The organism is Flavobacterium sp. 40-81 (assembly GCF_001898245.1).
GTDB lineage: Bacteria > Bacteroidota > Bacteroidia > Flavobacteriales > Flavobacteriaceae > Flavobacterium > Flavobacterium inviolabile.
In genome coordinates this window covers 1-18,519 of the sequence record NZ_MKTM01000025.1, presented here as the reverse complement: position 1 = coordinate 18,519, position 18,519 = coordinate 1, and the positions used below count along the sequence as shown (strand labels likewise).

The window sequence follows — 18,519 nt, the reverse complement described above, 5'->3', positions numbered from 1 at the left end:
AAGAAAGTAAAAACCTTTAGTATTTTATATATTTGCCAAAATTCGATTATTTATGAGTTGGAAAAAGTTTTTAACCAGTTTTACATTCTTTAAAAATTTAGCATTAGCACTGATTATCCTGATTGTATTCGTGGTATTAGTGATGCAATGGTTAGGATATGCTACCAATCACGGGGAAGAAATCCCGGTTCCTAATTTGTCAAAAATGACTATTGATAAAGCAGAGGAGAAGTTAAATGACATTGATTTGGAAATTCATTTACTGGATACTGTTGATTTCAAAGCCGATTTCCCGCCTTATTCCATAGTAGAGCAGGATCCGTTGCCGGGAGTAACGGTAAAAGACGGCAGAAAAGTGTATGTTAAGATTAACTCTGGCGGTTACTCGCAAGTGACCATGCCGGATCTTATCCAGAAAACATACCGTCAGTCGCTGTCAACTTTACGGGCTTTAGGCCTGGAAGAAGGAAACGTGAAATATGTTCCGTATATGGCTAAAGATGTTGTTTTGGAGATGAAACAGGGTGGAAAACAGTTAAAAGCCGGCGATAAAGTATTGAAAGCTTCAAAAATCGATTTGGTTTTGGGAGACGGTAAAACAGGATTTGTAGAGGAAACAGCAACGGATAGTATTCCTGTAAAAGAAAATACAACAGAAAGTAATGCAGAATAATAATATAAACGAAGAAGCCGATTTAGACGGTGAATTATTTGAACATTATCGTTTTGAAGCGGCAAAAGGGCAGGCTCCTTTGCGCGTGGATAAATTTTTAATGAATCTTGTTGAGAATGCAACAAGAAATAAAATACAGCAGGCGGCAACAAATGGAAACATTTTTGTGAACGATATCCCTGTAAAATCCAATTATAAAGTAAAAGCATTTGATGTGGTGCGTGTGTTAATGGAACAGCCGCCGTTTGAAAATGTGATTATTCCGGAGAATATTCCGCTGGATATTGTTTTTGAAGATGATCAATTGCTGGTAATCAATAAACCTGCCGGACTGGTAGTCCATCCGGGACACGGTAACTATACCGGAACTCTGGTAAATGCGCTGGCTTATCATTTTGAGAACCTGCCGCTAAACAGCAGTGAGCGTCCGGGATTGGTACACCGTATTGATAAAGATACTACCGGATTGTTAGTGGTAGCCAAAACAGATATGGCGATGGCTTACTTGACGAAACAGTTTGCCGATAAAACTTCCGAAAGAGAATATGTTGCCCTGGTTTGGGGGAATATTGAAGAGGAGGAAGGAACGATTGAAGGCTATATCGGACGTCACATGAAAGACCGTATGCAAATGTCGGTTTATGACAGTGAAGAGTTTGGAAAACATGCGGTAACGCATTATAAAGTGTTGGAACGTTTCGGATATGTAACATTGGTTTCCTGTATACTGGAAACCGGTCGTACCCATCAGATCCGTGCCCATATGAAATATATCGGACATACCTTATTTAACGATGAGCGTTATGGCGGACACCTGATTTTGAAAGGTACTACCTTTACAAAATACAAACAGTTTATTGACAACTGTTTTAAGACTTTGCCAAGACAGGCACTGCATGCTAAAACATTAGGCTTCGAGCATCCGGTAACCAAAGAGTTTATGCGATTTGATACCGAATTGCCGCAGGATATGCAGGAATGTATTGAAAAGTGGAGAGTGTACTCCAAATCCCACACTGTGGAAGAAGAAGAGTAATAAGTACATTGATATAAAAAATAAGGCGGGCAAAATAAATTTGCCCGCCTTATTTTTTATATCAAATCAAATCCCATATCTCAAACTTCGTATCTCATATATCTCAAATCAAACGTCATTATATCAAATATCTCAAATCAGTCCTCTACTATTTAAAAACGCCCCGATGATTCGGGGCGTTTTTGTTTTTATTTGTTTTTATTGTCGATCCATTTACGGGCATTTACAAATGCTTCGTGCCATGGCGATACTTCATCCTGCTGTCCTGCCGGATAATGTGCCCAGTTCCAAGGGAACGTGGAACGCTCGATATGCGGCATCATTACCAGGTGACGACCGGTAGTGTCGCACATCATTGCAGTGTTATAATCCGAACCGTTTGGATTTGCCGGATAGCTGTCGTAAGCATATTTGGAAACAATATTGTACTGTTCTTCTGCATACGGTAATTTGAATTTTCCTTCACCGTGTGAAACCCAAACCCCTAATGTGCTTCCTGCTAATGTGGATAACATTACCGAGTTGTTTGGCTGAACGGTAACGGAAGTAAAGATACTTTCGTGTTTTGCACTTGTATTGTGGTGCATTTTTCCGTGTACTTCGTGTTCCGGGTTGACTAATTCCAGCTCCATAAATAACTGGCAGCCGTTACAGATACCTACCGAAAGCGTATTGTCACGCTTAAAGAAGTTTTTCAATGCCGTATTGGCTTTTTCATTGTATAGGAAAGCACCGGCCCAGCCTTTGGCAGAACCTAAAACATCTGAGTTGGAGAAACCTCCTACGGCACCGATAAACTGGATATCTTCCAATGTTTCACGCCCGGTAATCAGGTCGGTCATGTGCACGTCTTTTACGTCAAATCCGGCTAAATACATCGCATTTGCCATTTCACGCTCGGAATTACTTCCTTTCTCACGGATGATAGCGGCTTTCGGACGTGGTTTTGATGCGTCGATAACCGGTTTCTTACCGTCGAAATGTAACGGGAAAGTATAGTTTAGCGGCTGGTTTTTATAATTGTTATAACGTTCCTGCGCCATTCCGTTTTTAGACTGTTTCTGGTCTAAAAGGAAAGAGGTTTTGTACCAGGTATCTCTCAGTTCCGTAACATTGAATGCAAAAACGTCTTCATTATTGGTAATGGTTACGGTATTGATTTCCGTTACCTCACCAATTTTAAAGAATTCAATACCGTTGTTGTTTAGCACTGTTTCAGCTTCAGCATCTGCCTGGAAAACCAATCCGATGTTTTCGTTGAATAGGGCTTTAACGGTATCCTGTTCTTGTAAAGAGGATAAATCGTAAGCAGCACCCAGATTTACATCTGCAAAACACATTTCCAAAAGGGTAGTGATTAAACCGCCGCTTCCGATGTCGTGTCCGGCTTTAATGTTACCGGCCTTGATTAAATCCTGGATAGTGTTGAATACCTTTTTGAAGTAACCGGCATTGGTGATCGTTGGTACTTCTTCACCGATTTTATTTAAAATCTGAGCAAAAGAAGAACCTCCTAATTTAAAGCTGTCCTGAGACAGGTTGATATAATAAATGCTTCCGCCGTTTCGTTGTAAAACAGGCTCCACAATTTTAGTAATGTCAGCACAATTTCCTCCGGCAGAAATAATAACCGTTCCCGGTGCAATTACTTCGTCGTTCGGATATTTTTGTTTCATGGAAAGGGAGTCTTTCCCGGTTGGAATATTGATGCCCAATTCGATAGCAAAATCGGAACAGCCTTTTACCGCTTCATACAAACGGGCGTCTTCACCTTCGTTTTTACAAGCCCACATCCAGTTAGCAGATAATGAAACACTTTTCAGTCCGTCTTTTAACGGTGCCCAGACAATGTTTGATAAAGCTTCTGCGATAGCGTTACGGCTGCCCGCCACCGGATTAACCAAAGCCGAAACCGGCGAATGCCCGATAGTGGTCGCAACCCCTTCTTTTCCCTGGAAATCCAAAGCCATTACACCCACGTTGTTTAATGGTAACTGTAATGGTCCGGCACATTGCTGTTTGGCAACACGTCCGCCCACACAACGGTCTACTTTATTGGTCAGCCAGTCTTTTGACGCTACGGCTTCCAATTGTAAAACCTGGTTTAAATAGGCAGGGATATTGGCTGTTGTATACTCTAAATCCTGATATTTTCTGTCGATGGTGCTGTCGTTCATGATCACTTTCGGAGAACTTCCAAACATGTCTTCCAAAGCAAAATCCATTGGTTTGGCACCCGTAGAAGCCGATTCGAAAGTAAAACGATGATCACCGGTTACGTCACCCACAGCATACATTGGCGAACGTTCCCTGTCGGCAATACGCTGTAGCGTTTCCAAATCTTTTTCACCGATAACCAATCCCATACGTTCCTGTGATTCGTTTCCGATGATTTCTTTAGCAGAAAGAGTAGGATCACCAACAGGAAGTTTGTCCAGATCGATTTTTCCACCGGTTTCTTCCACCAATTCCGATAGACAGTTCAAATGTCCGCCGGCACCGTGATCGTGGATGGAAACAATAGGATTGTGATCGCTTTCCACTAATCCGCGAACGGCATTGGCAGCACGTTTCTGCATTTCCGGATTGGAACGCTGGATCGCATTTAATTCAATTCCTGAACCGAAAGCTCCGGTATCTGCCGATGAAACAGCAGCACCACCCATTCCGATTCTATAATTTTCACCACCTAAAATGACTACTTTGTCACCTACAGCGGGTTTTTGTTTTTTTGCCTGGCTTTCTTTTCCGTATCCGATTCCTCCGGCTAGCATGATCACTTTGTCGAAACCTAATTTGCGGGCATCTTCTTCGTGTTCAAAAGTCAATACCGAACCGGTAATTAACGGCTGTCCGAATTTGTTTCCAAAGTCGGAAGCTCCGTTGGAAGCCTTGATCAGGATGTCCATTGGAGTCTGGTACAACCATTTTCTTTCGTTCATGGCATTTTCCCACGGACGGTTTTCTTCCAGACGGGAATATGAAGTCATATACACCGCTGTTCCTGCCAATGGCAAAGAACCCTGGCCACCTGCCAAACGGTCACGGATCTCTCCTCCCGAACCGGTTGCCGCCCCGTTGAAAGGCTCTACCGTGGTAGGGAAGTTGTGTGTTTCCGCTTTTAACGAAATAACCGAATCAAATTCCTGAATGGCATAAAAATCCGGTTTGTCGGCGGTTTTAGGTGCAAACTGCTGTACGCGCGGCCCTTTTACGAAAGCCACGTTATCTTTATAGGCCGAAACGATATCGTTTGGATGTGTTTCGGATGTTTTTTTGATTAATTTGAATAGGGAAGTCGGTTTTTCTTCACCGTCAATCACAAATGTTCCGTTGAAAATTTTGTGACGGCAGTGCTCCGAATTTACCTGTGAGAATCCGAATACTTCCGAATCGGTTAACTTGCGCCCTAATTTTACGGCTAAGTTGTTCAGGTAATCCACTTCTTCCTGACTTAATGCCAATCCTTCTTTTTGGTTGTAGGCTGCGATGTCCTCAATTTCCAAAATAGGTTCCGGCTGGATGTTGATCGTGTAAATATCCTGGTGAAGCGCAGTATATTTCTGGAAAAGCATCGGATCGAAATCGTTAAAATCTTCCGTTACTTTTTCAAATTCCTCAATCCGGATAATGCCCGAAATACCCATATTCTGGGTGATCTCAACGGCATTGGTACTCCACGGTGTGATCATTGCTGCACGTGGGCCAACAAAAAAAGCATCCAGAGATGCCTTTGTATCGTTAAGAACTGTGCAAGGGTTTTCAGTAGCGCTTGCAAACAGCCAGTTTAATTTCGTAATGTCCTGAGCAGAAAGCTCGCTTTGCGATTGTACTGCAAAAACCGTATTGGTCTGGTTTCCGAAGAAATGAATCATTGTGTGTGTTGTTTGTGTGTTGTTTTTAAAAATGCAAAATTAATCTAATTCGGTCAATTAGCCAATTTTGAAATCAGAATTAATTAAGGAATATTTTACCGGGGTTTTATTCCGGAATATATTGATAAGCTCCCAGATCGGAACCCCCGTTTGGTCTGGAATTTCCTAAGATATCTTCTAAAAACGGATTGGCTACCGCTACACCATATCCTCTGGCACTGGAGTTTTCTCCGATGTTCAGCTGGTTTTTAGCGGTGTTTTTGAATTCCGGTTTAAAAGAATTGCTGTTGGAATTTACAGCAATACGGCAATTTGCGTAATCTGTTGTATTGGCAATAGGGTATAGGCTATTGTTGGTGTACTGTTGTGCTACATCAAAGAATTTAATCAGGCAGTTGTTGAATTTATAGTTAAAAGCTGAGGCAGGATTTTTACTCATTGAAAGCGAAATATTGCTGGAACCGAAGATAATACAGTTGTCAAACTGGGCTGCTTCCAAAGCAACCGGCTGTTCGGCAGGACCGTTGTCGACTGCAACTGCAACCTGGTTCGGGCGGGACCAGTAGTTGGCAAAGGTGGATTGACGGAATGCATATTTCCCGCCATAGGTACAGGCTAATCCGGCCTGTCCGGCTTTATTGATTACAACATTATCCCCTTTAATATGGGCATTACGGGCCAACAGGCCAACGTTGGCACTGTTGTATATCTGAACGTTGGTCAGTTTCAATGTTTCGTCTGTACCGTCATTTCCTTCGGTTAATAAGCCTACAACGGCATTTTTAATGGTCAGGTTTTTTAAATGGTGTCCGGTACTGCCGTTGCGCAGCCAGATAGTTCCCCATTGTCCCGGAATTTCAGAGAAATCCTGTTCTAAACGATCTCCCTGGAAAATAACTTCATTTTCTAAGGCTTCCGTTGTCGATTTTGAACCTTCCACTTTTAAGCTGCCTCCGGTTTGTACGATCAGTCCGGATTCGGCATGAAAATGGATCCGGGCACCGGCTTCAACTGTCAGTGTTTTTCCGGTTGGAACAGCGGCATAGCCGTATATTACATAAGGTTTGTCTTTTTTCCAAAGGAATTCATTCCCGTTATCAGGATGCACCTCATTTAGGTTCCGGCCTCGTGTGGTAAGGATGTTGCCTTCGTTGTCGATACCGGCTTCCACCTGTTCGTAAATACCGTTCGTACGTCCCGGATAGATAAAATAGGCATCTTTAACCAGCGTTATCAGGTCTACTTTCTGATAGTTGGCACCATAATCAAATTCGATTTTATCGGTATATAAATACTGGGCATCCGGATTGGCGTACTCATTATAATTGATGGTGGTTTCCACAAAAATATACATACTGTCTTTTGCCAGTAGTTCTACATTGTTGAATACTTTACCGGGCATACCGTCGACCATTAAACGGTATTTTGAATTTTCTCCTTCTCCTAAGCGTACACTCGGGATTTTGATATCCTTATTACTGCGGTTGTATACTTTTAAAGTATAGGTGCTGGAACCAATATTGGTAAAAACGGTATCCAGATAAACCGTTTCTTTAGAAAATTCTAAATTTCCGCTGCTGGGTTCAAACGAGAAATCGTTACGGCAGGAACTCAAAGAGATTAATATAGTCACTAAAAGAAAATAGTAATAATGGCGCATGGTTTTGAATTTTGGTAAAAATACTAATTTTTAGATGTTAAATTATACTTAAAAGAGAATTTATCTATAACGTTAAGCAAGGTAATTTATTCTCTCTTCGATTTTGATTTTGTATTTTTACCCTTCAAAAACTACACTATGTCATTTGATAAAGAAAAAGTACTGCAACTTTGCAATCATTTGTCGAAGAACACTTTGATGCAAACTTTAGAAATAGAATATATAGATGCCGGAGAAGATTTTTTAGTAGCCAAAATGCCTGTTAATCCAAGAGTACACCAGCCGATGGGCTTATTACACGGAGGGGCGTCGGTTGCCCTGGCAGAAAGCGTGGGAAGTGCCGCTTCTATTATGTTTGTAAATCCTGAAAAGCAAGAGGTAAGAGGGATTGAAATTTCGGCCAATCATTTAAAAAGCAAACGAGAGGGAATCGTTTACGGAACTGCCCGGATCATACATAAAGGAAGAAGTCTTCATTTATGGGAAATTAAAATTACCGACGAAGAAGGGAGCCTGATCTCCCTGTGTAAGCTCACCAATATGGTTTTACCAAAAAGAGAGTCATGACCGATTTATTCCTTAAAGTAAAGATACAGCAAGGGATAAATTTGCCCTTTGTGATCTATTCCAAACCCGGTTCCGATGAAATAGTTGGCTTGTTTCAGAGCAATGATCATTTGTATCATGCCGAAACGTTTGCCGAAACGGGATTTGTTTTTGCACCCTTCGACGGGGAGAATTATGTTTTAATTCCGGAGGATTATGCGGAAATCATCATTGAAAAATATGAAAAGAATGCGTTGCCGGAAGAGGTAAATATTCCAAAGGATTTTGAGCAGGAGGCTAAAGCCGATTTTGAGGCACTGGTCGACAAAGGGGTAGCAGCGATACAGTCAGGATATTTCCAAAAAGTGGTTTTGTCCCGCAAAGAGAAAGTAGCGGTTGAAAATAAGGAAACAGAGTATTTGTTTAACAGGCTGCTGTCTAATTATCCTAATGCCTTTAAGTATTGCTTTTACCATCCCAAAGTAGGGATGTGGATGGGAGCAACTCCGGAACAGCTGTTAAAAGTGAAGGACTACCAGCTGCAAACGGTGGCACTTGCCGGAACGCAGTTATATGAAGGAACGGAGAATGTGGTTTGGGAACCAAAAGAAATAGAGGAGCAGCATTTTGTAACCGAGTTTATTCTGGATAAGCTTAAAGACCGTGTTTCGGAGGAAGTGGTATCCAGTCCGTATACGGCACGGGCGGGGAATCTGCTGCATATCAAAACGGATATTTCGGCGCGGTTAAACGATAAGGAAAGCCTGAAACAGGTTGTGGAAATTTTGCATCCCACGCCGGCTGTCTGCGGTTTGCCGAAACATCTTGCCAAAGATTTTATTCTTGAAAATGAAGGTTACGACCGGGAATTTTATTCCGGTTTTTTGGGAGAGCTCAACAAGAATTTTTCGACCGGAAGGAGTGAGCATTCCGATTTGTATGTCAATTTGAGATGCATGAAGTTAAAAAAAGAAAATGTACACCTTTTTATCGGTTGTGGTATTACAAAGGACAGTGATCCTGAAAAAGAGTTTTTCGAGACGCTGAACAAATCCATGACGATGAAAAAAGTGTTGCTATAATAGTATGATATAAAGATTTAAAAATGAAATTAGATATACTGGCTTTTGGAGCACATCCTGACGATGTAGAGTTGGGTTGTGGCGCTACCATAGCAAAAGAAATATCCTTAGGGAAAAAAGTAGGCATTGTTGATTTAACCCGCGGGGAATTGGGAACGCGCGGTTCTGCCGAAATACGCGATGAAGAAGCGCGTAAAGCGGGGGAGATATTAGGGATTGCCGTAAGAGAGAATCTTAGGTTCCGTGACGGCTTTTTTGTAAACGATGAAAAGCACCAATTGGAGATCATTAAAATGCTTCGCAAGTACCGTCCTGAAATAGTATTGTGCAATGCTGTTGACGACCGTCACATCGACCATGGAAAAGGCAGCAAGCTGGTTTCGGATGCCTGCTTTTTATCCGGATTGCGACGTATCGAAACGGAAGTGGACGGTGCAGCTCAGGAAGCCTGGCGACCAAAAGTAGTGTACCATTATATACAATGGAAAAACATCACTCCCGATTTTGTAGTGGACGTAACCGGGTTTATGGATACAAAGGTTGCCGCAATAATGGCATACAGTTCCCAGTTTTATGAGCCGAATTCTAACGAACCGGTGACGCCGATAGCCACAAAAAACTTTTTGGAAAGCCTGAATTACCGCTCTCAGGACCTGGGAAGACTAATCGGGACCGATTTTGGTGAAGGTTTTACGGCAGAGAGGTATTTGGCTGTCAATAGTTTAGAAAATTTAATATAATTTTCTTTAAAAAATATTTGCAGGATATGGGAAATGGCGTATATTTGCACCCGTAATCAAATGGTGATTGTAGCTCAGTTGGTTAGAGCGTCGGATTGTGGTTCCGAAGGTCGTGGGTTCGAGACCCATCATTCACCCTTAAACAACGAAAGCCTGTGCGATATAAAGCACAGGCTTTTTTATTGGGTACAACATAGGTAGAACATTTTTAAGTTTTATTATCCTAGAACTTTACTGATAATGGAACTAAGTTCTGAATCCAGATATTCTTTTAGGATACCATTTTTAGATTTCAGATATTCAAAAATATCATCATGAGATAATGAATGTGTTTCTTTTAAACCCTTTATAATTTGGCTAAGATAATCGGAGCTTGGTTTCTTAAAATCTTTTAATTCATACTCACTTGTCAGAGTTAAAATAGGATAACCCTCTATTTCACCTATATATAATGCCATACCATACCATGAATGCTGCTTGAATACTGAAGATCCGGTACTAATTGTATTTTCAAAATCAATATTTATTCTCTCAGTTGAACTTGTTTCACCCTTTGCTATATGATTGAATTGTTCTTTGGTGATTAAATACAATTTTGCATATGTGTTTTGTTCATAGTTTTTAATCTTATTTATAAAAGCCACGCCGCCATTTTGCCATGTCTTAGAATTTTTAGAAAATATTAGTTCATAGTTTATTTTATATTGAAGTGTTTTGACCGGATTAGATATATCATTGCAAGGCTCATAGTCTTTATTACTTCCGGAAGGCTTACCTCCTTTAATGTAACACATAAAACGATCCTCATGCAAATTTGACCCATATACGGCATACCAAACTAAATCCTGTTTCATATTTTCCTCATTATTAAATTAATATTTATTGCTTAGTATCAGACAGATTAAAAAAGGAGGTGTAAATAGTGGAATTGATTATTATCTTTCCATATCAACATCTCTATCTTTTCTATAGTCGTTATCTATACCAGGTCTGTCCTTTAAAAAAATCATATTGCGCTCTATCTTTTTTTCGACTTCGTATTGCATCATACCTAACTGAAAACATTTAATATATTCCGATGATGGTGTTTTTTTGTTCTACAAGTTCGTAAAACGCTTTTTCTTCAAGGCAAATCTTATTAGCATCAACATTATTGTCCTGTTTACCGGACAATTGCTCCAATTTATTCTGATTTCACCCATGAGAGCTAAAAAATTTGTGAGCCGTTCGTTGTTTTTCAATTGTTATTACATTTCAATTTTATTATAAGCCATCCACCGTTTCATATTTCCTACCATTCGCTTTAAATGGTCTTCATTTAAGAAAATATTAGTCCAATATTCAAATCTGTCACACTGAACACTTATGTAATAGGTCATAATTGCTAAACAGGCAAAAGGCAAAAACTTTTTTTCTTCATCACTAATCTCAATTACGGATTCGTAACCTTTTAAAAAACGTTCGGCTTTTATCTGATATTCTTCTTCGTTTAAATTTGTTGCAAGCAACTGGTATAAAAAATAAGAAATGTCAAAACATAAATAGCCGTTTCCACAAAAATCAAAGTCAAAAAAGGTCACGTCTTTTTCATCGTAAATATGTAAATTGTCAAACCAAACATCAAGATGAACGCTTCCATATCTCATTTTTTGTTTGTCCATTCCGGGCATTTTCGATGTTAAGAAAATTGAGAGTTTTTCCAAAAAATCAGTTTCGCTGTTGGCTTTAGCGAAGAACTTTTTTATTCTTATAATAGAGTTGTCAAGTAAGTTTTGAGAATTATAAGACATTCTCGACAATTCAAAATTTTCTGTCGATTGATGGACTTTGGCTAATGCTTGTCCAATTAAGAAACTTGTTTCAGCCGAAAATCTTGCTGTCTTGTTGCCTTTGGCATATGAAAATAAAACACCAAATCTTTTTCCTTCCGGCGCTTCAATTTCTTGTATGTATTCGTTTGATTTGTCTACTATTGGATAAGCAACCTGTTTGTCATTTTCTTTAAGATGAACTAAAAGTCTTAATTCTTCTTCTATTTCTGATTTTGTCCGCCAATTCCAGGTATAAACTCTAAAAACGTATTTGTTTTCGTCATCATGAACTAGGTATAAATGGTTCATTGCAAGGCGGAAGATGCTACATTCCGTTTTGTCGCTTAGTCCATATTTTTGCCTGATAAGTTCACTAAGTCCATTTGGCGAAAGTGTGCTGTTAATTGTCGAAAATTTTTCTGTCATCAATCTTTGTTTGTCTATTGGTTACGGTTGTTGTACATGACGGCTAACCCTCTAATTTACGCATTGCGTCAATCATCTTTGTATTTTGTATAAAGATGCACTAAGTTAAGATGATTCTTGTTTTTTATCTGAAATTATCTGAATTATATTTTGATTAAACAATAGTTTTTGAATATAATACCTATATTTTAAAGTGCCGAAAATCAGTGTTAATATTTTCTATTAAATCTTTATTGAATTAAGGTACCGAATATTGTGGGTTCAGGCCAATCATATATCCAAAACAACGAAAGCCTGTGCAATTATAGAGTACAGGTTTTTTATAGAGTACAACAAATTATAAGGACTATTTACAATCCTTATTCAACTCGTTATACATTACCCGTTTGTGGTTCGTTTCAGGATGTCGGAACGCTTTAAAATTTTATTAATCGTTTATATCAAATAACTTAAAAAGAACATTTTCTTTGCTTTCTTTTTTTATTAATTCCTCCAAAGCATTAATATTATCCGTTTCATAAGGTTTACCCATATACTCCTGTCTGAATTTTTTAATTTCATTCAGAGAATATTCCTTTCCTTTAAAGTAATTATCTAACGCTATTTTATATAATGAATTGCTAGATGTTGGCTTTTCAATCTGATTGAATTCTGCGTAGCATTTTTCTAATACATTTTTTGAATCAACTGCATTAATTTTCAGCTTAAGAATCCCTTTTTGCATTTTTAAAGAAGGATCAGTACTATTGGAAGTTAACTCATCCAATTGTTTAATTGCATCTTCGTATTTTTTTATATTCGTTAAAAATTTGACTTTACTATACTTGAAACTGTTATTTTTCGGGTCACATTCAATAGCCTTATCAAGATAATACAAAGCACTATCATTTTCTTCTACCACTAACTTTTCGTTGAACTTACGAAAGATTGCTTTACAATCATTTGCACTTTTTTTTTCAACATTATTTACATTATTTTTCACAACTGTATTTTTATTTTGACAGTTTGAAAGTAACCCAATAAACAAAAATGGTAGAATTAAAGTTTTATTTTTCATCTTGTATGGATTAATTTCCTGATTTTAAATATTTCCTCATCCCGCGTAGCTAGATTTGTTGTTGCAGTATATGTTTTAAAGCTCAAATTCAATCCCAATTCATCCTGTAATTGTTTAATAAAGAAGGAAATTTGTTTCCTTCTTTATTAAATATTTGATGTCTAAAAAGAAAATAAATTCATTAATTAAATATTAACTTTTATCACTACAATCAATTTTATTCAGTATAAATATCAGATGCACAGCTATTATTAATTAGAACATAATTATTATCTAATATTTTAAACGTTTGTAGACATGAATTTATACTATTCCCATAATAAGTTTTGAAAGAAGTTGATTCATTTTCTATATTGATTAGTCCTTTTTCAAGATAATAATCTCCTGAGTTTTTTATTAGAATAAGTGTATTGTCAATCAACATACCAGCAAAGAATGATTCGTTCATAAAATCTTTTTCTTCTTTATTATTGTATAAATATTCGGAATTGATTATTTCTACAATAAATTGATTGTCTTTTTTTAATAATGAAATTGTAATTGAATTTGGTTCTTTCTTATATCTTTTTTTAAAGCGCTCTTTAGAACTCAAAATTAACTTTTTAAAATTGTGATTGCTTATAATAAATTTCCGAGTTGTGATTAGTTCTTTATTGTTTTCTACCTGAAAATTCTCCATTCTTTTTATGGAACATGAATCAAGTAAAAAGATGATAAGGGTAAGCAAAATAATAGCTTTGAATCTTACCATTTTAATAAGGGTTATATTTAAATCCATGATATACATTGAATTTGGGTTCGTTGATTTTCTTGTTAGGAGTTGTCTCTTTAAGATTTTTTATGTTTTGATCTATAACTGACCGAAAACGTTGATCAGCATTAGAAGCTCCAGGACCATCATAATATGGATGACTATGTGTATGCTCTTTAAGGAATCCAGATTTAGAGTATTTATTAGCTAAATCAGCCCCAAAATAATCTCGATCTTCTATTTGAGATGTTAATATCATGCTTTTCTGATTGGAAGCATTTTCAGGATTAGAAATAGTAATTAAAGAAAATTCAACATTGACTTTATCTGCTAAGAATTCAAAAACGTTTTTAGCTTCAGATTGATTTTTTCCAAAGTCAAGGCTATATCCCTTAACTGCATTGTTTTTACTATCCTTCATACTTAAATCTTGCTTATTATCTAAAACACCTTTGGAAACATCAACACTTTTATTTGTTAATTCCCCTTTACTATTATAATTAGCAGTATTACCCCTGATTAATTTATCTATTTCTTTTCCATCTTTATCATAATATACTTTATCATCAATTTTATTAATATTTCCTTTATTATCTACTCCATAAGTAGAATCATTTTCTATAGCCTGCATACCATCCGGGTCAATAAAATAAACAGGATTGTTAAATACAAACGTATAAGGCGACCAACTAGGAAATTCCTCCGCTAATGGATCTGGCGATAACCATCGGCTGGCAATATCACCGACAGGTCTTGTATATTCACCGTTAATCCTGTCAGGTTCTATAATACCGACAATCTCTTTTCTATCCACATGGAAACGAACCGAGCCTATCGTTACAATGCTATCCAGGTCGTGTACTTCAAGGTATTTTCCTTTACTTAAGGTAGCAATTCTTGCCTTATAGCCGAATTTAGCAAAAGGATTGGCAGCCTGTATATTCTTTTCCCTGCGTTCCTTTTCTTCATTGGGAAGCTTTGTTTTTTCCTGTGCGATAATTACACCGGAAACAAGCAAACATATCATAATAAAATAAAACTGTTTCATGTTTGGTTTTATTGTTTGTTAAAAGTATTCAATTTTTTATTTTCATATTTATCTCTTTCGGTTTTGAGTGACACTAACCAGTTCAAATACATTTGTTCCGGCATAAACCGATAGCCTGATTCATGGATATAGGCATATTCTTTTTCTAATGAACGGAATTTCTTTTTTGCTTTTTCCGTATCGGTTTCCTGTTCAAGCTGTTTTTTATGGACTTCGGCTTTTAGAATTAACGCTGTTGCAAAGTTCGGGTAAGCCTTGATTGCGGTTTCAGCACATTTTAAAAGGAAAGTGCCGTCATTGTAAGGGAATGATCTTTCGTAAGCTTGTGCAAGGTCAATCAATACAAGTGCAATACTTTCTTTGTCGTTCAGAGCTTTCATGTAAACCCCGTTTGTAATGGCATCTACATGAATAAATCCGGAGGCCATCAGCCAAGCGTCATTCGGGAATATTCCGCTTGTTAGCTCGGTGTTATACCAACCATTCGCTTTGTTTTGATGCTTGATATAGACATGGCTTGGCGCAAGGGCTAAATGTGCAGATGTTCCCTGTTCTTCGCATAAAATTTTGTACAGATAGGGGAGTGAATGACAATTCCCTTTTCTGGAGTAAAGCAGTTTTGATACAAACATATTGGCGATGTCTTTACTGCCGAATACATCCTCAAAATCATATTGGAAAGGAATGTATTTATATTCCTTGTCATTAATTACTAATGGAATACTGTCACATAAAACCTGATAGGTAGCAGCCCATTTATTTACGTCTTTCCTGTCGTTTTCGAGATAAGCTAAAAATCTATTCTCAACCAAAGAATGACAAAGACTGGTTAGGATTTGGATTTCTCGGTTTACAAAAACGGTATCAATATGTCCGTTGAAATAAGCATTCTCCACCGAAAATACCGCCTTTTTAAAGCTGTACGTTCTTTCGCCTTTCAACATACTGTTTAAAAGCGTAAAACTGTCTTCGTAAGCCTTTTGCTGGTCTTGCGCTATAATGTTGGTCGCGCTTATCAGAAAAAAGAATAAAATTATGAACGGCTTCATTAATTACGCAAGGTTTTGGCTTTAGCATTAAGCCCGTTAAACATTTTTTGTATTCTGTCGTTTTCTTGTTTCTGCTCGGTATTCTTCATAGCCTGTAACCATTTCTGATAAGCTTCGGCAGGCATGGGGTCATAACCAAGATTGTCAACAGCATTATATTGTTCGTTAACCATGTTCAACAATTCAACTGCTTTTGGGAAATATCCAATCTGTTGAAGTTGTTGGTGATCACGTGGATTAATGTTTAGTTGCTTCATTACGTATTCAAAACGAGCTGTATCAAGATTGGCTTTAATCATATTCGCATTGATACTGTTCGGATGAAGTTGCAAAGCTTTATCAATTACCTTGGTTATAAATTCATCATAACCGAATTTATGAATATAACCTTGGGCTAAATCAGCAAGCTGTTGTGCCATAAGTTCTTTACGGCTTAAATTCTGCATATATATTTTATTCTGCAATGCTTCGGATTTGATATAGCCCGATTGTAGAATATAGGATGTTGTTGAGAACATCCCGTTGGTCAATTCAATATTATACCATTTGCCATTATCATCAGGAAAGCGGATATAGGAATGGTTCGGAGAAAGAGATAAGTAGGCTTCTGCATCGATCTCGTCCGCCAGTATCAGGTACAAAAGCGGCATGGAATGGCATTGTCCTGTTCCTGTTTTAAGCAACTTAGTGATAAACATTTTGGAATGATCTTTTAGCCCTGAATAATCGTCAAAATCATATTGGAACGGTACATGTTTTTCTTTTGATTTTTTTAGCTGTAATGTTTCCGAAAAAAACTGAAATAGTATGAAGTTTTTGGCGGTATTACTATTTGTATCATAACCACGTTCTTTCATAATTGAGATCAGAAATGTACGGTAATTGTTTATTGTTTGGTCAAATACCTGTTTGTCAAGCTTATTGTTGTAATAGGTGTTTTCAATTAGAAATGTATTTTCTTTAAGCGAATACAGACTATCTGATAAAATCAGCTTATCAAAAGCCTGACAATAATATTCTGCTCCTGGGCGAGAAGCCCAGGAGGGTAAAGAATACAGCATCTCGGCTTTTAAGGTTGTGATATCTGTATTAAGCGCATTATAGGTTTGTCTTTGCAGTATTGTCTGTTTAATGTAGTATTCGATTTCTTTTATGTTAGCTTCGTTCTGTTGCTGTGTTTGACTTATAGTTTGCTTAAAATAATCAGATTGTTTTGGAATGCCCCGATTGATGGTGTTAAGCTGTATAGCGTAATTTGGTATCGTAACCCATTTCGGCATTGGTAACTCAGGAATATTTTGAGCAAGACCAGAACAGCCGAAATGTAGTATAAGAAGATTTATAAGATGTCTGGTCCTGGTCATAATTTTGTGGTTGTAATTGTTTGATTTTTAAATGTAAAGTAAAATATGTTCTCATAAAGCACTTATAAATACGCATCAATACGCAGATGTTTTTATAAGTGTGAATGAGTATATTTTGAATGTTTAATGAGCTATAATGTCTTAAGCGGCTTTATTTCTAAAGCCGCTTTTTTTATGCTGTTTAATCCAATCAATAACACCACCTCAATCTTTACTTTATTACAAAAAAACGGATAAAGTATATCGTAAAAATGACTCCTCCAATTATAAAATAGCCGATAGCCTTATACCTGTTTTTGGCTTTTTTTTGTTCGTCAATAGCCACTTTCTCGTTTACCTTTACATCGCGGTAGCCTTCCGGCCTAAGTCCGTTCCGGAATCTTCTGTCCCTGGAATACATCATTTCCTCTTTTATACGGTACATCATCTTATAGTTTTTGGTATAGTTCACATAACCCCGGTAGATGACAATTAAACTTCCCACCAGCGGTAACACTAATGAAAGTATAATAGCCCAAATGAACTTTACATAAATATATTCCCTTTCTTCTTTCAGATCGGTATTTTGGGTCGTATTTGAAATCAGGTTTAAAGAAGTGACCTGAGAGTCGGTATAAACACGATTGTTTAAGGATCTTCCATAATCCCTGCCCGCCTGGTTAACGGCCGATCTGATAAAACCTTTTGCTAAACTGTTAATGAATGCCATACTTTTTTATATTTAGATTATACGTTTTATATGCCTGTTGGAACAAGGCATAATGTTCAGTACAAACTTATTGAAGCGTATGACAGCGGCATTACGGTTTTCCGTAACCTGATATCGGATAGGAGAAGTGAAAAACTGTATTAAAAAACTTATATAAATTTATATATATAAGAAAAATAGTATAATTTAGAATCATTACAAATTGTTTTATTTTTCAAAAATTGTGTTAATTATTATTTTTTTACTATTTGATGTTGTTTTAATGTAAAAAATAGTCATAAAAATTTTTAATTTAATGAATTTTTATACATTTGAAGAGCAAATTTAAACTCTCATGTCTAATTTACTTGAATCAGTTATTAGGTTTTTTACAAAAAGCAAGAAAAAACAATTAAGTTTTGAAGGTAAATCCAATGTAAAAAGACGCGATGGAAAGACACTTTCCAAAAAGAAAAAACAAAACTGGTATTAAGAAAAGCCTCATTATTATAATGAGGCTTTTCTGTTTTTTAATGATATAATACGTATATATTTAAAAGGCGGGGCACATGGTGTCCCGCCTTTTTTTATTTGTTTGTCCCGTCCTGAAATAAGTTGACACAAAATCGACTTATTATGAAAGACACAACAACAACGCGAGTTAAGCGTACTCAAAAGGATTATAATATGGCTTTTAAATTAGCTGTAGTTTC

Annotated in this window: 15 protein-coding genes and 1 tRNA gene; 6 read left to right on the top strand and 10 right to left on the bottom strand. The window is 37.2% G+C overall.

The features are described from left to right. Nucleotides 1-52 precede the first annotated feature (52 nt). Together BGO42_RS09275 and BGO42_RS09270 are read left to right on the top strand one after the other, a co-directional pair. Nucleotides 53-673, top strand: coding sequence for a PASTA domain-containing protein (locus BGO42_RS09275; protein ID WP_177733701.1), 621 nt, complete (start codon nt 53-55; stop codon nt 671-673). Further along, nucleotides 663-1,709, top strand: a complete 1,047-nt coding sequence (locus BGO42_RS09270) for an RluA family pseudouridine synthase (protein ID WP_177733703.1) — start codon at nt 663-665, stop codon at nt 1,707-1,709. Before BGO42_RS09275 ends, BGO42_RS09270 begins: the two co-directional genes overlap by 11 nt. A 188-nt stretch (nt 1,710-1,897) precedes the next feature. Here BGO42_RS09270 and purL read toward each other — a convergent pair whose 3' ends face one another. Next, nucleotides 1,898-5,584, bottom strand: a complete 3,687-nt coding sequence (purL, locus tag BGO42_RS09265) for a phosphoribosylformylglycinamidine synthase (RefSeq protein WP_273246875.1) — start codon at nt 5,582-5,584, stop codon at nt 1,898-1,900. 106 nt (nt 5,585-5,690) lie between these two features. Then, nucleotides 5,691-7,244 carry a hypothetical protein gene (locus BGO42_RS09260; protein WP_273246876.1) on the bottom strand — a complete coding sequence of 518 codons (1,554 nt, stop codon included), beginning with the start codon at nt 7,242-7,244 and terminating at the stop codon, nt 5,691-5,693. Between the two features lie 138 nt (nt 7,245-7,382). Between BGO42_RS09260 and BGO42_RS09255 the strand changes: the two genes are divergently transcribed. The 4 genes from BGO42_RS09255 (at nt 7,383) to BGO42_RS09240 (ending at nt 9,750) form a co-directional block, all read left to right on the top strand. Continuing rightward, entirely contained in the window at nt 7,383-7,811 is a 429-nt protein-coding gene (locus BGO42_RS09255) for a PaaI family thioesterase (protein ID WP_273246877.1), read from the top strand. Beyond that, on the top strand, nt 7,808-8,872 hold the full coding sequence (locus BGO42_RS09250) for an isochorismate synthase (RefSeq protein ID WP_273246878.1): 1,065 nt from the start codon (nt 7,808-7,810) through the stop codon (nt 8,870-8,872). The genes BGO42_RS09255 and BGO42_RS09250 overlap by 4 nt, the downstream gene beginning before the upstream one ends. A gap of 23 nt (nt 8,873-8,895) precedes the next feature. Continuing rightward, on the top strand, nt 8,896-9,612 hold the full coding sequence (gene bshB1 / locus BGO42_RS09245) for a bacillithiol biosynthesis deacetylase BshB1 (RefSeq protein ID WP_177733713.1): 717 nt from the start codon (nt 8,896-8,898) through the stop codon (nt 9,610-9,612). A 62-nt stretch (nt 9,613-9,674) separates the two neighbouring features. Beyond that, a tRNA-His gene (locus BGO42_RS09240) sits at nt 9,675-9,750 on the top strand. Nucleotides 9,751-9,830: 80 nt separating this feature from the next. Here BGO42_RS09240 and BGO42_RS09235 read toward each other — a convergent pair. The 8 genes from BGO42_RS09235 to BGO42_RS09200 all read right to left on the bottom strand — a co-directional run bounded on the left by BGO42_RS09235 (nt 9,831) and on the right by BGO42_RS09200 (nt 17,827). After that, the gene (locus BGO42_RS09235; RefSeq protein WP_273246879.1) at nt 9,831-10,466 is read right to left on the bottom strand and encodes a hypothetical protein; all 636 of its coding nucleotides are present in this window, start codon (nt 10,464-10,466) and stop codon (nt 9,831-9,833) included. 393 nt (nt 10,467-10,859) lie between these two features. Beyond that, complete coding sequence (locus tag BGO42_RS09230) at nt 10,860-11,849, bottom strand: phosphotransferase (protein WP_273246880.1); 990 nt, start codon at nt 11,847-11,849, stop codon at nt 10,860-10,862. Nucleotides 11,850-12,276: 427 nt separating this feature from the next. Continuing rightward, nucleotides 12,277-12,906, bottom strand: coding sequence for a hypothetical protein (locus tag BGO42_RS09225; RefSeq protein WP_273246881.1), 630 nt, complete (start codon nt 12,904-12,906; stop codon nt 12,277-12,279). A 217-nt stretch (nt 12,907-13,123) separates the two neighbouring features. Then, nucleotides 13,124-13,684, bottom strand: coding sequence for a hypothetical protein (locus BGO42_RS09220; protein WP_273246882.1), 561 nt, complete (start codon nt 13,682-13,684; stop codon nt 13,124-13,126). After that, nucleotides 13,659-14,705, bottom strand: coding sequence for a JAB-like toxin 1 domain-containing protein (locus BGO42_RS09215; protein WP_273246883.1), 1,047 nt, complete (start codon nt 14,703-14,705; stop codon nt 13,659-13,661). Before BGO42_RS09215 ends, BGO42_RS09220 begins: the two co-directional genes overlap by 26 nt. 8 nt (nt 14,706-14,713) lie before the next feature. Continuing rightward, nucleotides 14,714-15,754: a hypothetical protein gene (locus BGO42_RS09210; RefSeq protein WP_273246884.1), complete on the bottom strand. Its 1,041-nt coding sequence runs from the start codon at nt 15,752-15,754 to the stop codon at nt 14,714-14,716. Then, complete coding sequence (locus BGO42_RS09205) at nt 15,754-17,118, bottom strand: hypothetical protein (RefSeq protein WP_273246885.1); 1,365 nt, start codon at nt 17,116-17,118, stop codon at nt 15,754-15,756. The genes BGO42_RS09210 and BGO42_RS09205 overlap by 1 nt, the downstream gene beginning before the upstream one ends. A 211-nt stretch (nt 17,119-17,329) precedes the next feature. After that, nucleotides 17,330-17,827, bottom strand: coding sequence for a hypothetical protein (locus tag BGO42_RS09200; RefSeq protein ID WP_273246886.1), 498 nt, complete (start codon nt 17,825-17,827; stop codon nt 17,330-17,332). Between the last annotated feature and the right edge of the window lie 692 nt (nt 17,828-18,519).